At 39.7% G+C, this 14,214-nt stretch carries 8 protein-coding genes; 6 read left to right on the top strand and 2 right to left on the bottom strand.

Going from position 1 to position 14,214, the window contains the following annotated elements:
• Both ACZBKJ_RS05590 and ACZBKJ_RS05595 read right to left on the bottom strand, forming a co-directional pair.
• The coding region (locus tag ACZBKJ_RS05590) for a S6 family peptidase (protein ID WP_463199963.1) at positions 1-3,386 on the bottom strand (3,386 nt) is incomplete at its 3' end.
• A 320-nt stretch (positions 3,387-3,706) separates the two neighbouring features.
• Positions 3,707-6,661, bottom strand: coding sequence for an insulinase family protein (locus ACZBKJ_RS05595; RefSeq protein ID WP_463199964.1), 2,955 nt, complete (start codon positions 6,659-6,661; stop codon positions 3,707-3,709).
• A 229-nt stretch (positions 6,662-6,890) separates the two neighbouring features.
• Here ACZBKJ_RS05595 and glmM point away from each other — a divergent pair, with 229 nt between their 5' ends.
• The 6 genes from glmM (at position 6,891) to metF (ending at position 14,075) form a co-directional block, all read left to right on the top strand.
• Positions 6,891-8,243 (top strand): phosphoglucosamine mutase, encoded by a 1,353-nt coding sequence (glmM, locus tag ACZBKJ_RS05600; protein ID WP_463199965.1) that lies wholly within the window; start codon positions 6,891-6,893, stop codon positions 8,241-8,243.
• A 28-nt stretch (positions 8,244-8,271) separates the two neighbouring features.
• Complete coding sequence (gene pdxH / locus ACZBKJ_RS05605) at positions 8,272-8,925, top strand: pyridoxamine 5'-phosphate oxidase (RefSeq protein WP_463199966.1); 654 nt, start codon at positions 8,272-8,274, stop codon at positions 8,923-8,925.
• A gap of 195 nt (positions 8,926-9,120) precedes the next feature.
• The gene (locus tag ACZBKJ_RS05610; RefSeq protein ID WP_463199967.1) at positions 9,121-10,974 is read left to right on the top strand and encodes a TonB-dependent receptor plug domain-containing protein; all 1,854 of its coding nucleotides are present in this window, start codon (positions 9,121-9,123) and stop codon (positions 10,972-10,974) included.
• 127 nt (positions 10,975-11,101) lie between these two features.
• A complete protein-coding gene (gene ahcY / locus ACZBKJ_RS05615) occupies positions 11,102-12,472 on the top strand; it encodes an adenosylhomocysteinase (protein ID WP_463199968.1) in 1,371 nt (456 codons plus the stop codon).
• Between the two features lie 88 nt (positions 12,473-12,560).
• Entirely contained in the window at positions 12,561-12,911 is a 351-nt protein-coding gene (locus ACZBKJ_RS05620) for an Imm51 family immunity protein (RefSeq protein ID WP_463199969.1), read from the top strand.
• A gap of 222 nt (positions 12,912-13,133) precedes the next feature.
• Entirely contained in the window at positions 13,134-14,075 is a 942-nt protein-coding gene (metF, locus tag ACZBKJ_RS05625; RefSeq protein WP_463199970.1) for a methylenetetrahydrofolate reductase [NAD(P)H], read from the top strand.
• Positions 14,076-14,214 lie beyond the last annotated feature (139 nt).

A 14,214-nucleotide genomic window follows, 5' to 3' on the forward strand; every position in this document is an offset into this window, starting at 1 on the left:
TCATCAGCTTTACGTTTTTCTTCGGCTAGACGCAATTCTTCTTTTTGCTGTTCTTCTGCTAAACGTAATTCTTCAGCTTTTGCCTTAGCTTCAGCAATTTGAGCTTCTTCGGCTTTGCGTTTTTCTTCAGCGAGACGTGCGGCTTCTTGAGCTTCAGCGATTCGGGCTTCCTCTGCTAAGCGAGCAACTTCATCGGCTTTACGTTTTTCTTCGGCGAGACGAGCTGCCTCTTCCGCTTTACGTTTTTCCTCTGCTAAGCGAGCGGCTTCGTCCGCTTTGCGTTTTTCTTCGGCGAGACGAGCTGCCTCTTCCGCTTTACGTTTTTCTTCGGCGAGACGCAATTCTTCTTTTTGCTGCTCTTCTGCTAAACGTAATTCTTCAGCTTTTGCCTTAGCTTCAGCAATTTGAGCTTCGTCGGCTTTGCGTTTTTCTTCTGCTAAACGTGCGGCTTCTTCCGCCTTGCGTTTTTCTTCTGCTAAACGTGCCTGATCCGCAAGTTCTTGCTCTTTTCTTGGGTTGTATAAGCGGTAATCGTGATTATCATTTTTCAACTCATAGCGGTAGGTCCCTACATCCACTGTGCCATTCGCCAAAGCAACATTGACGTTGTCAGTCTGAGCAGTGTTTTTAAGGGTCAACAGGCTGAGTTGTTGCAAGGTTTGTGGTTCAGCACCGGTGTTGCGTACATTTAATACAAAATTCCCTGTTGCCAAACCATGCACTGCCACATGATCGCCTTTGTTTTCCTGCAAATAAGTGCGGTAATTAAAAGTGCCGTTTCCGCTTAAATCGCCTAGTACGGTGAGTTGATTAAATGTTTGATTATTCGTTTGAGTCGCAAAATCCGGATTAAGCGTAATTTGGCTGTTATTAAGGGTTAAATTGCCAATTGTTGTGCTGCTTGGTAACGTCCAGTTTGCATTGTCTGACAAGGAAACCAAGGTATCTTTACTTCCTTGAATTTGATGATCAAAACGGGCGTTAACGAAATTTAATTTTGCCTGATCAGAAAGCGTCGCATCGCCCGCCAACGTAGCATTTTCAACCGTTGCCACAGTTTGGTTATTCAGCACAAGTGTGCCAGTTTGAGTGGCGTTATGCGCTAAGCGATATTGGCTTTGCCCTTGTAATGCCACATTGCCCGTAACATCAGCAAGTCCCAGCACCGATAATTTGGCATTGTCATTCAGGGTAAAATTACCATTGATTTTGCTGCGTTCAATGCTCGCAAAGACTTTATCAGATAAGGTTTGGCTCGCGCATTTGGTTAACCCCGTCCAGTCAGAACGGGCACAAATGAAATTCGCCTGTTTGTCGGTAACACCTAATGTGGCATTAGCGTTATTGCTTAATTGCCAATCGCCGTTTATCACAGAAACGTTTCTAGAAACGACCGCACTTCCGCCCTTAATGATGAATTTTTCCGCTTTAAAGGTACGACTTAGCCAGTCATCGTCAATCACTACTTCCCCTTGCGGACGGCCAATTAATGCCGGTCGGTTTTGGTGGTTATAGGCATGAGGCGTTGGGCGACCACTAAAGACCAACATACCGTTTTCTTGCGTAATATTGCCGTTTAAGTTGGTTCCGCCTGACAATAGAAAAACGCTGTCTGCGTGCGTAGGTCGATAAACCACATCTAATCGACCATTATGAAGCCCGGTATTGGTTTCACCAAACCAACCGTTAAATGCCGCCGCTTTGGATTGGTTAATTTTGCTTTCATTATCAATTTGTGCATTGCCAAGAAGCGTGACGGTTGCTGCCGTGTCTTTGTTATGGTTGACAATTTGTGCGCCTTCATCGGTATTTTGAATGCGATTAAAGGTAAGTGAATGTCCGTTAAGATCTAAACGACCGCCACGGAAGCCGAAATAAATATTGTTTGGATTAACTTGGTCGGCACTTTCCAATTTCACCGTAGGGCGACCGCTCACAATACCTAATTGATTAAAGGCTTGTTTTTTGCCTTGCTCGTCCGCTTGTTGATTTAAAACGACAACGCCGTCCCCCACGCTGATATCGCCTAGGTTTTCGCCTTTACCGTTGACCAATAACGTGCCTTGCCCAATTTTAGACAAACGATCGCCTGCCGGATTTTTGACTTTCCACGTCACCGTACTGCCTTCACTTACTGAAACACCAGCACCTTTCCAAGTTTCATCGGTGGTAGGCTGTACCACAAAATCCCCTTCAAAGGTCAGCCCGCCAGCCCCCTGATCAATATTATTTTTCAGGGTTACTGTGCCGTTTTCCATATTCCCAAAGTAAATATTCTTACCGTGATGAAGTGCCGGCATATAAGGGTTTGGGCCACCATATCCAAAAAATTCATCTCTGCCGGAAGAAGGCAGGCTGTAATTGGCAAGTGGAGTGTTTGTGACAACTCTGCTACCTTTGGTTAATTTACCGCTGCCGTTATCGTCTGCCGTCCAGTCATAAGAAGCTGCTGTAAAGTCAAATACCGTCAGCAAATCACCGGCAATGATCTCATCCAAATAATTCTTACGTGCAATTTGATAGGTATTTTCTTTTCCTTGATAAGGGTGTCCGCTACGCAATACGCCGTTTATCAGCCATTTTCCTGCCGTTTTATCATAAATAAACATCGGTGAACCACTGTCACCGCTAGAACCTGAAATCGGTAACGGGCCATATTGATTCGGATGACGCACATCGCCGCTTAAACTGACCTCACCATTGTTCGCCCAACCTTGCATAAAGGTATTGCCTGCCGTAAGGTAGTTATACGCCATGGCAATATGATTGCCATTGTCATTATCATCACGCAAAAATTGCCAACCGCTACCAATTCGCACCCGCATTGGATACTTTTCTAAATCGCCATAGGTGCTACCCTGCATATTTGACACCATTTCTATCGGCGCAGCTTCTGTGACGAATTTGGCTAATCGAGGATTATGGTAGTCCGTCATGTAAGGGTGAGTACGGTCGTTTTTATAATTATTTCGTTTAACGATGTTATAACCGAATCGGTGCTGATCGGGGTTACTGCCTTCCATGCCGAAATCAACATTTCGATAACCTACGTTATGTGCCACACTGACGATATATTGATCGCCTACAAGCGCCGCCACACCATTACGACTGACCACCGAAAAATCCATCATCGGCACATTTTGCATCATGGTGCCGATAGATTCGCCTTTTTTATTCACTACCGCAATATTTTGCGCACCGGGAGTAAATTTGCCTTTATTCTCAGCAAAATCACGGAAATATTGATAATCCACGCCGGAATAAACTTGTCCGGCGAAGGCAGAAGAACTTAAAATGCTTGAAATCAGCAAAGTGAGTAATTTTGGTTTAAAAACAAAAAACTTGGGTTTAAAGGATGACTTGGGTTTAAAAAGTGGGCGTTTCATATCTTTACAATCAACTATTAAAATAACATTTAGACGATAAAAACCCAAATAAATAAAATCTTCGCTATAAATAAAATCACCAAGAATCTTAGTTTTATCTATTTATAGCCAAAATACTATCAGTTTTGAGTTAAGCCCAAAATGCAAAATTTATACCCCCTAGATTTTGTTTTTAAAGGTTTCCGATGATTGCAGTAATTTTAGATTTTAATGGGAAATATTTTACGATTTGTTTATTTTATATCACAAATGTAACAACAAACCCCTGCCAATTTTGACAGGGGTTTTTAAACAGGTAATGATCACAAAGGATGATGCAATTAAGTCAATTTTTTAATATCAAATCCAAGTTCTGCAATCGCTTGTTCTTGCTCAATTGGTGCAATTACTGCTCTAGCAGGAGTTTTATCCTTTAAATACAAGTTTGCTACTCGTTTTAAATCGTCAATGGTGACTGACAAAATCTGTTCACGTAAGCTTTGTTGCCATGCTTTGGTGCGCCCATGTAAATTAGCAAAACATGATTTAACCGCTTCACCAGCAGGCGAACCTGGTTTATCCATACCCGAAATGATGCCCATAATAGCTTCTGTTAATTTTTCATCATCATGGTTGTTTTCTAACAGCCAATCAATGCTGTTTTTAAAATGCTCAAACGTTGCTTGGCAATTAGGGTCGCGATAACTAAAAAACTTAAATGCTGCAACATTACTATCAAAACTTGCTCCACCACCATAAGCCCCACCTTTTTCACGAATATTGCTGTGCAGATAGCCATTTCTCAAAAATGGTGCCAAAACCATCAGTGCTGGTGCATCGGGATGATTGGCGGTTACCGCAGGGTACGCGCTGGCGTTATGATAAACATTTGTTGCAATAAGCCATGCTGTATCTGAATGATTGTTTGTTAATAATGCAGTTAAATCATCAAAAGGCAGTTTATCTGCTTTTGATAAAGCGTAATTGGATGTTTGATAATCAAAAGTTTTTTCAATCTTCTCAATCAGCTTTGGCGCAACTTCTTTTTCACAAACCAAAATTACATCTTTGGGTAGATTTATGATTTTTTGATGCAAATCTGTTAAGCGTTTAGTCAGTGTTTGCCACATTGCATCATCGGCTTGGCTTAAAAAAACTTTTAAACTTGTCAGTGCAGGCAGTCCAGAAAACGCGTATTCAATCGCTGAAAGTTTACTCATACCACGACTAGCCGTTTGCATCGCATAAGCGTGCCCTTGCGATGCCAGATGCGATTGCCAACTGGCTTGTTTTTGCGACAACAATTCACGCATACGCTCAACTTCGTTAAAAACACTGTCATTTAACACTTCGCCAATAATATCAATGGCTTCTAATTTGCGATTTAAAGCTCGAGTTGCCAAAATAAAATAACTGCTCATCTTATCTTTATCTGATAAATCAGTTCTTTGAGAAATGCGAGCAGTCACTCCTGATGAGTGAGCCGCCTGATAAGCCTGGAATGCGCGCGCATCGTATTGGTTTGTACCCAGCTCTGACAACAAAGTAAGATACGTTGGCAGCAAAGGATTGGTTAAAATTTCATCGTATTTTTTGTCTAAATTAATCAATACTTGATAATAATACAAGCCATTAGTACCTGCATGATATTCATATAAATTACGTTGTTCACCTTGAATGGTGATTGGGGTAATTTGCCCTTGTGTAAATGCCACTTCGCTAGGAATGTCTTCAAGTCCGACCTTTGGCAACAGATTAACATCATCAGGGGTTGCCTGACGAATTGCTAAATCCTTAGCTTTTTGGCGTAAAATTTGTTTGTCTTCCTCACTTAATTTTTCAGCAAGTTCACGTAATTGGGCTTGTTCTTCGTCCACCAATCTTTGAGCTTTATCCTTATCAGGGCTTAAAGTCAGGCGAACACGATGTGGATTGTCAATCAAATAGGTTTTGATAAGTGACTGCACCCAGTTTGGTTGTTGAGCTTGTTTTCTTAGCCATGTCAAATGCTCATCAATTTGCCAAACATCCATCACATCGCCGCCGTGGAGTGCTGTGCTAAATGCCTCAAGCATTAAAGTTAAACCATATGGCATGCTATCGCCACCAATATGGCGCTGGTCGAGTTCCATTTGATGTAAAATGGTTTGAATGGTTTCTTCACTGATGGGGTTATTTGCCACTTGGGTTAATAATGCCAAAATACCTTGTTCAATATCATCGGCATGATTTTTTTCAGAGCCACGAAGTCCAGCATAAAAGACCATTTGAAAATGACTGTCATCAAGTCCTAAAAGTGGGTTTGCCGACGTACCAAGTTCATGACTATCCAAATACGCTCGCAGTGGTGAGCCTGCGTGTTCAGTTAAAACACCTTCCATCAAGCGCATTGCCAAACGCTGTTTTGGGTCAGTAATGGTTGGTAAAAGCCATGCCAAAACCTGATGAGTTTTTTGTTTACCATTATCATCACTGGTATATGTATCAAATACTTGTAAAGGTTTGGTTAAACTTGGCTCTTTCATGGATGCAAATTTTTTGCCCAATGCTGGATACTGAACATCATCAAAACGCACCAGCGCTTCTTCATGTAATTTTTCTTGAATCTGAGCGACAGGAATGTTCCCAAAACTCATAATAATGGCGTTACTAGGATGATAATGGGCTTTATGAAAATCAACCAAATCTTGATGGGTTAATTTGGGAATTTGTTTTGGGTCGCCGCCTGAATTGTAATGATATGTTGTTTTTTTAAAAACATGAGGCATAAGCGCATAATAAAGCTGGTCAATTTCACCGCTCATCGCTCCTTTCATTTCATTAAATACCACACCATGGTATTCAGGCTCATCTTTCTCATTTAATTCAACACGAATGCCCTCTTGTGCAAAATCCAGTTCATTAATATTGGGAAAAAATACCGCATCGGTATAAACAGATAATAAATTAAAAAAATCATTTTTATTTTGGGTGGCAAATGGATAAACTGTCCAATCTGCCGCGGTCATCGCATTCATAAAAGTATTTAATGAACGCTTAATCATGCTAAAAAACGGGTCGCGAACAGGATATTTTTGCGAACCACATAATACCGTGTGTTCCAAAATATGAGCCTCGCCACGTGAAGTCATTGGCTGAGTGGCAAAACCAATCAAAAAAGCATTTTCGCTGTTGTTGCACGCCAAATGATAATGTTTGGCTTTGGTTTTTATATGTTCACTAATAAGTACGGTGATGCCCAATGCGTCAATTTGATGACGATGAATCAATTTAAAAGCTGGATGTAATATTGTCATGTATTTTTTCCAAAAATAAAAAACATTATATTGTGGCAAGAAAGCAATTTTTAAACAAGCCTTTGCTTAGAAATTCACACAACTTCAAAAAAACACAATCGCAAAAACACAACAAAAGGCACTAAATTTACCCTTGTACAGTTAAAATCTTAGCGTTATACTGAACGGGTGTATTTAAAAACGCATTTAAATAAATAATAAGATTCTTTAATTTAAAAAAGGTAGAGACATGAGTTATTTTGGCACTGACGGCATTCGTGGACAATTTGGTACTTTTCCGATTACTCCTGATTTTTTACTGCGTTTAGGGTTTGCAGTTGGTAAAGTTTTAGCCAGCCAAAATCTTAACAGACGATATAGCGTGGTGATTGGTAAGGATACTCGGCTATCGGGTTATGTGATTGAATCTGCTTTACAAGCAGGTTTTAACGCATCAGGCGTTGATGTGCATTTACTTGGACCCTTACCCACGCCTGCCATTGCTCATTTAACACGCAGTTTTCATGCTGATTTGGGTGTGGTTATTTCAGCTTCACACAACCCCTATCAGGATAACGGCATCAAATTTTTTTCTACCGAAGGCAAAAAAATCCCTGATGAATTGCAAACTGCCATCAATCAAAAATTAGATGAATTGGTTGGCGATACGTTCGCCCGATTGACTGACATTAATGCCGGCCAACTGGGAAAAAGTTATCGGATTGATGATGCTAAAGGTCGTTATATTGAATACTGCAAAGGCAGTTTTCCTTATCAGTATGATTTAAAAGGTTTAACCATTGTTGTAGACTGTGCTAATGGCGCAGGTTATAGTGTTGCCCCTAGAGTTTTACGGGAATTGGGCGCTAACGTCATCACCTACGCTAATAAACCTGATGGTATTAATATTAACCATAACTGCGGCTCTACTCATCCAGAAAATTTACAAAAATTAGTCTTGGAACATAAAGCCAATCTAGGCATCGCTTTAGATGGTGATGGCGATCGGATTATTATGGTGGATGAGTTAGGCAATGTTGTTGATGGTGATGGTATTTTATACATTTTAGCTCATGGACAAACAAAAAAACCCAAAGGAGTTGTTGGAACATTAATGTCCAATATGGCACTAGAACTTGCCATGAAAAATCAAGACATCGATTTTATCCGTGCTAAAGTTGGTGACCGTTATGTCATGCAGCAGCTTGAAAAACATGGATTTAGCATTGGTGGTGAATCATCAGGGCATATTTTATGCCTAGATAAATCTCGCACTGGCGATGCCATTGTAGCAGGTTTACAAGTGTTGTCTATTTTAGTACAATCAGGCAAATCATTATCTGAACTTTTGTCAGGTTACACACCGTTTCCACAAACCCTAATTAATGTACGATTACCCAAAATTAGTGACCCATATGAAAATAGTGAGCTGGTAAAAGCGTTTGATGACGCTCAAAATCAGCTGGGCAATACAGGCAGAATCTTAATTCGCAAATCAGGTACTGAACCTGTCATTCGTGTGATGGTAGAAGTTCAAGATGGTGAGCTTGCCAAAAATTTAGCCGAGCAGCTTGCTGAAAAAATAACCACTGTTTTAGCATAAATTACCCATTAATACATTGGAGGCAGTCATGGCAATTGATTTTAGCGCCAATCGACAATCATATGAAAAAGACGAGCTGATTGAAAGTAACATTCCAAACACCCCCTATCCATTGCTAGAAAAATGGATTAAAGAGGCAGTTGATGAACAAATTGGTGAGGCTTACGCCTTTAGCTTGGCAACGTGTGGGCGTGATATGCGCCCAAGCGTTAGAACGCTGCTAATGCGTGAAATCAGCGAACAAAATGGCGAAATTATGATGATTTTTTATAGTAATTATCACAGCCAAAAAGGACAGGATTTGTCTGAAAATCCATTTGCTGAAGCCTTGTTTTTTTGGGATGATTTGGAGCGACAAATACGAGCTTCGGGTCGTGTCGAAAAATTATCCATTGAACAATCCAAAACATATTTTCACAGCCGCCCAAAAGACAGTCAGCTTGCTGCTTGGGTTAGCAATCCTCAAAGTGGCGTTGTTCAAAGCCGTGAAATTATGGACAGTAAATTTGCCAGCCTAAGCAAGGAAAATATTGAAACTGTTGATTTACCTGACTATTGGGGTGGGTATAAATTAATTGTGGACAGCATTGAATTTTGGCAAGGGCGAGCCAATCGCATGCATGACCGTATTTTATACACCAAACAACAAAATTCTTGGCAAAGAGTGCGTTTATTGCCATAAACCGCACTGTTTGTAATTGCAATCTTCGTAAAACCACCGCCTTAAAGGCGATGGTTTTTTACTTTATAAATAAATCAACTTAAAAATAATTCATATTATCATGAAAATATTTCATTAAATTTATAAAAAAATAAAAAATTTTTTAGCTATAATGGAACACTTTAATCTCAAATTGTTGTATTTTTGGAACTTTTTATGTCAAATATTACTCTACGTAACTCAATTGCACTGGTTTTAGGGATGTATGCTGCCCCTATGACATTTGCTCATGACCATCAGCCCCATGTGGTTTTAGATGATATGGTAATTACAGTAACACGCGTACCTACCAACCAAAATCATGTTGCCGCTCGCACCACTGTCATTAATAAACAAACCATTGAACAAAACCCAGTATCCAATCTTTCAGACGTCGTTCAAAAAGATGCCAGTATTTCAGTCAAACAATATGGTGGTGTTGGTCAGGTACCTGAAGTGTCTTTACGTGGTACAAAAAATATACATACATTATTTTTATCAGACGGAGCGCGATTAAACAATCAAAATAATCTTTCACCTGTTTTTTCAGGGTTTTACGATTTAACCAATATTGATAAAGTAGAGATTTTAAAAGGTCCAGCATCGGTTCAATATGGCTCAGATGCCATTGGTGGCGTGGTGCAAATGATTTCTAAAGCACCTGAAAAAACTGGGGTAAATGTAACAGGTTTGTGGGGTGAAAATAATACTTATAAAGCCAGCGTTCATGGCAATCTTGTCAGCGATAATGGGTTTTACGCCAGTCTTGGTGGTCAGCGTTTAGAGAGCGATGGCACGCGTATTTTTGACAATCAAAACAAACATGACAAAGCCAGTTACGACCAAAAAGGTTATCATGCCAAAATTGGTACGAATCAACAGCGGTTTTCTGCCAGTGCTGCTATCAGCCAAAATGAAGGGGTTAATATTTATAGTGGCACAACCAATGGCGCACTGCCTAACACCGCTCAACGTCAATTTGAAAACCGTTTAATTAATGTACTGGGCTCTTACGATGTGCTTAACAATTTAACCGTATCTGCTCGTTATTCCAACATCAAAGATAAACAAACTCCTGTTGATGGCTATAATAACCATTACAACACCCAAAGTGATGAAGGGGATGTTAACGCTCGTTGGAGTTTTGCCCCAAATCAAAATATTTTATTTGGTGTTAGCCATAATAAAGCTGAATATGACAGTAATACCATCACAAACAACAAACAAAAGGTAACCGGCACTGGTTACTATATTCAGCACCAATATAATACAGATAAAATCAATACTCAAGCAGGTCTGCGTTTAGAGGATAACAGTCGTTTTGGTACACATACCGTTGGACAAATTGCAGGTCGCTATCATGTTACACCAAGCACAAGCGTGTACAGCAATATTGGAACAGCCTTTAGAGCTCCAAGCCTAAATGAATTGTACACTTCTTGGGGCGGCAATGATAAACTAAAACCAGAAGAAAGCTTATCTTATGAGATTGGGCTGGACCAAAAGATTGGTAATTATGCCAAGGCTGGTTTATCAGCCTATCATACTAAAGTTGATAAACTGATTGAAAATCCTAATTGGGCGGGTTATAAAAACATTGACAAAGCAACATTTCAAGGTGGTGAAGCAACCCTATCGTGGAAAAAAGACGCCTTTTTTGTTGCAGCAAGTTATGCCCATGTTAAGACCAAAAACAAAACTACAGGACTTGAGTTATCCTACCGTCCAAAAAATACAGGAACGCTTACTGTAGGTTATGATGATGGCGTTTACGGACTGAGCGTTTCGGCGATTGCGCGCTCAAAAGCTAAACATTACAGCAGTTCTGGAACATTATTAAGCAATATTCCAAACTACACCACAGTGGATTTGAATGCTCATTGGCAGGCAACCCCCAACATCAAACTATTTACCAACATTCAAAACGTTGGTAACAAAACTCAAAAATTGGTTTACAATACCTACCCTGCTGTAAACTGGTATATTAACGATGGCCACCAAGCAAATGTTGGGGTGACGTTTAGTTACTAAATAAATGTTGAGCGTGGGATAATTTTTATCACGTTATTTTTATGCTACAATGACACAAAACCTAATGGTGTATTTGATGTTTATCAAGTACACCATTAAACATATGTACACTAATATAGGAAAAACCATGAGCGAATTTACTGATTATAAAGTTGCCGATATTCATCTTGCTGATTTTGGACGTAAAGAAATCAGTCTTGCCGAAGCTGAGATGCCTGCGTTAATGGGGCTTCGTCAGCGTTATAAAGACAAGCAGCCATTAAAAGGTGCTAAAATTTTAGGCTGCATTCATATGACCATTCAAACAGCAGTTTTAATTGAAACTTTGGTTGAATTAGGCGCTGAAGTTCGCTGGACATCATGCAATATTTTTTCCACTCAAGACCATGCTGCTGCTGCAATCGCTAAACGCGGAATTGCTGTATTTGCTTGGAAAGGCGAAACTGAAGAAGAATATGTTTGGTGTCTAAACCAGCAAATTCATAAAGATGGCAAACTTTGGGATGCCAATTTGATTTTGGATGATGGCGGAGATTTGACCGCTTTAATTCATGAAAAATACCCACAACTGCTTGAAAACATTCATGGTATTTCTGAAGAAACCACCACAGGTGTAGCAAGACTGATTGAAATGCTAGAAGCTGGCACTTTAAAAGTACCTGCCATTAATGTCAATGACTCTGTTACCAAATCCAAAAATGATAACAAATACGGTTGTCGCCACTCTTTAAATGACGCCATTAAACGCGCTACAGACATGTTACTATCTGGTAGACGTGCTTTGGTTATTGGCTATGGCGATGTTGGTAAAGGTTCTGCTCAATCTTTACGCCAAGAAGGCATGATTGTACGTGTTACTGAAATTGACCCTATTTGTGCGATGCAGGCGTGCATGGATGGTTTTGAAGTGGTATCTGCCTATAAAAATGGAGTGCAAACAGGTAAAGCAGAAGATTTAAACCTACAATTACTGCAAAATACCGATTTACTGGTAACCACGACGGGTAATTACCATGTTTGTGATGCGGTTATGTTGGATAACCTAAAGGCAGGAGCGGTGGTTTGTAATATTGGACATTTTGATACTGAAATTGATACCAATCACCTACGCAAATACCGCTGGGAAGAAGTCAAACCACAAGTTCATCAAGTGTATCGTTCTGACGATGACAAAGATTATTTAATTTTATTATCTGAAGGTCGTCTGGTAAATTTAGGCAATGCCACAGGTCATCCATCACGAGTAATGGACGGTTCTTTTGCCAACCAAGTCTTGGCACAAATGCATTTATTTGCTGAAAAATTTGCAGATTTACCCAACGATAAAAAATCTCAAAACATCTATGTTAAAGTTTTGCCCAAAAAACTTGATGAAGAGGTTGCGGCAGCCATGGTGGTCGGTTTTGGTGGCGTGCTTACTCAACTGACCCAAGAGCAAGCTGATTATTTAAATGTCGCCATTGAAGGTCCTTATAAAAACGACAGTTACAAATACTGATTGCAAACACTAAAATCAAGCCTAATTCATTGACGATTTAGGCTTGATATATGAAGCGATTTAAATATAGGTAAATTAGGATTATTTTATGAATAATGTGCTTGATATCGCGCCTTTTTCTTGGATTGATGGTGAAAACAGTGTTTCTGTTATCATGACTGAAGTAGGTTCATTCCAACAAGATATCTTTGACAGTCGAGCTGAAGAAGGTTTTGAAGGTGGCGGTTATGATTGGCAGTCATTAGCGGTGGTATTTTTGGCAGAAAAAAAGTTTCATCTAGCAGAAAAAATCAATTTTGATAGCGAAAGTAGTATGTTTTGCGCATACACTCGTAAAGAAGACGCACCTGCCTTACAAGAATTTATCATCGCCTTTAAAAAAGCGCTTGACGATAAACCTTTGATTTTAGATATTTTTTCACGTGCCGAACTTGACTAAGTTGCAAACGGACGATTTAAATGCATTCAGCAATAAACAAAAGTTAACTAAAGTTTAACTCATACACAAGTTTTTGGTGGCATGGGTTCGTGGCTAGATTCTCCGCCCTTTAGCGCCGAAGAACATCAAAAAGCAAGTCATACGACCGCTTAACCGAATAGCTGTATGAATGTAGAAAATACACTTTAAAATAATATAACTTTTTGATAATATTGGATTTTTATGAATAATTCTGCTTTACACAATATAGAACAAATACAAAATCTGCTTAATGGACTTAAAAATCAATTGCAAACGCCTAAGGTGTTCAATAAACCCAAAGATAAAGCGCTGTTTTCCTTTGAATTTTTTCCCACAAAAACCGATGACGGACAGCATAAACTTTTACAAACGTTTGACACATTAAACAGTCTAAACCCCCAATATTTTAGCGTAACTTATGGCGCTGGCGGTTCTACGCGAGAACGCACGTTAAAAATTGTAGAAACGCTTAGTAAAAAATCCACCACGCCAATCGTGCCACACATGTCATGTATTGGTGACAGCAAAAAAGAAATTGGTGAACTGTTGGACTACTATAAATCGCTTGGGGTTAATCGTGTTGTTGCTTTGCGTGGCGATTTACCATCAGGTCAGGTGGGTTATGGGGAACTGCCTTTTGCTCTGGATTTAGTCAAATACATTCGTGAGCATTCAGGTGAACACTTTACCATCAAGGTTGCCGCTTACCCTGAAATGCACCCACAGGCAAAATCTTTTAAAGATGATATCAAAAACTTGGCTGAAAAATACCACGCTGGGGCTAATGAAGCCATTACGCAGTTTTTTTATAACCTAGACAGCTATCTATTCTTGCGCGATGAGCTTGCTAAATTGGGCATCCATCAAGAAAACTTTCCCATCATCGCAGGCATCATGCCCATTACAAAAGCCAGTAACCTAATCCGTTTTGCTGATAGCGCAGGGGCAGACATTCCAAGATACATTCGCAAACAGCTTGCCGATTATGGCGATGACACTAAATCCATTCGCCAATTTGGCTTTGAAACAGTCATCAAACTATGTGAAAAATTAATTGCTGAAGACGTACCTAGTTTACATTTTTATAGCATGAATACAGTATCGCCAAATAAAGAATTGGTTGAAGCATTGGGTCTTAATTAACAACATCACAAAAACAGCAGATAAGCGCATCGCAAAACAAAAACGGCTAAATCTTGTTACGCATAAAGACATTTTGGGGTTATCCATTAGACCAAAACCAGTGAGTAGTTTTTGACGTATTTACTATGCAATCATAGCT

Source organism: Moraxella sp. I5G (genome assembly GCF_055193055.1).

Excerpts from the sequence above, each read along its gene's own strand:
- ACZBKJ_RS05595 (WP_463199964.1), bottom strand. The coding sequence starts at position 6,661 with ATGACAATATTACATCCAGCTTTTAAATTGATTCATCGTCATCAAATT.
- glmM (WP_463199965.1), top strand. The coding sequence starts at position 6,891 with ATGAGTTATTTTGGCACTGACGGCATTCGTGGACAATTTGGTACTTTT.
- pdxH (WP_463199966.1), top strand. The coding sequence starts at position 8,272 with ATGGCAATTGATTTTAGCGCCAATCGACAATCATATGAAAAAGACGAG.
- ACZBKJ_RS05610 (WP_463199967.1), top strand. The coding sequence starts at position 9,121 with ATGTCAAATATTACTCTACGTAACTCAATTGCACTGGTTTTAGGGATG.
- ahcY (WP_463199968.1), top strand. The coding sequence starts at position 11,102 with ATGAGCGAATTTACTGATTATAAAGTTGCCGATATTCATCTTGCTGAT.
- ACZBKJ_RS05620 (WP_463199969.1), top strand. The coding sequence starts at position 12,561 with ATGAATAATGTGCTTGATATCGCGCCTTTTTCTTGGATTGATGGTGAA.
- metF (WP_463199970.1), top strand. The coding sequence starts at position 13,134 with ATGAATAATTCTGCTTTACACAATATAGAACAAATACAAAATCTGCTT.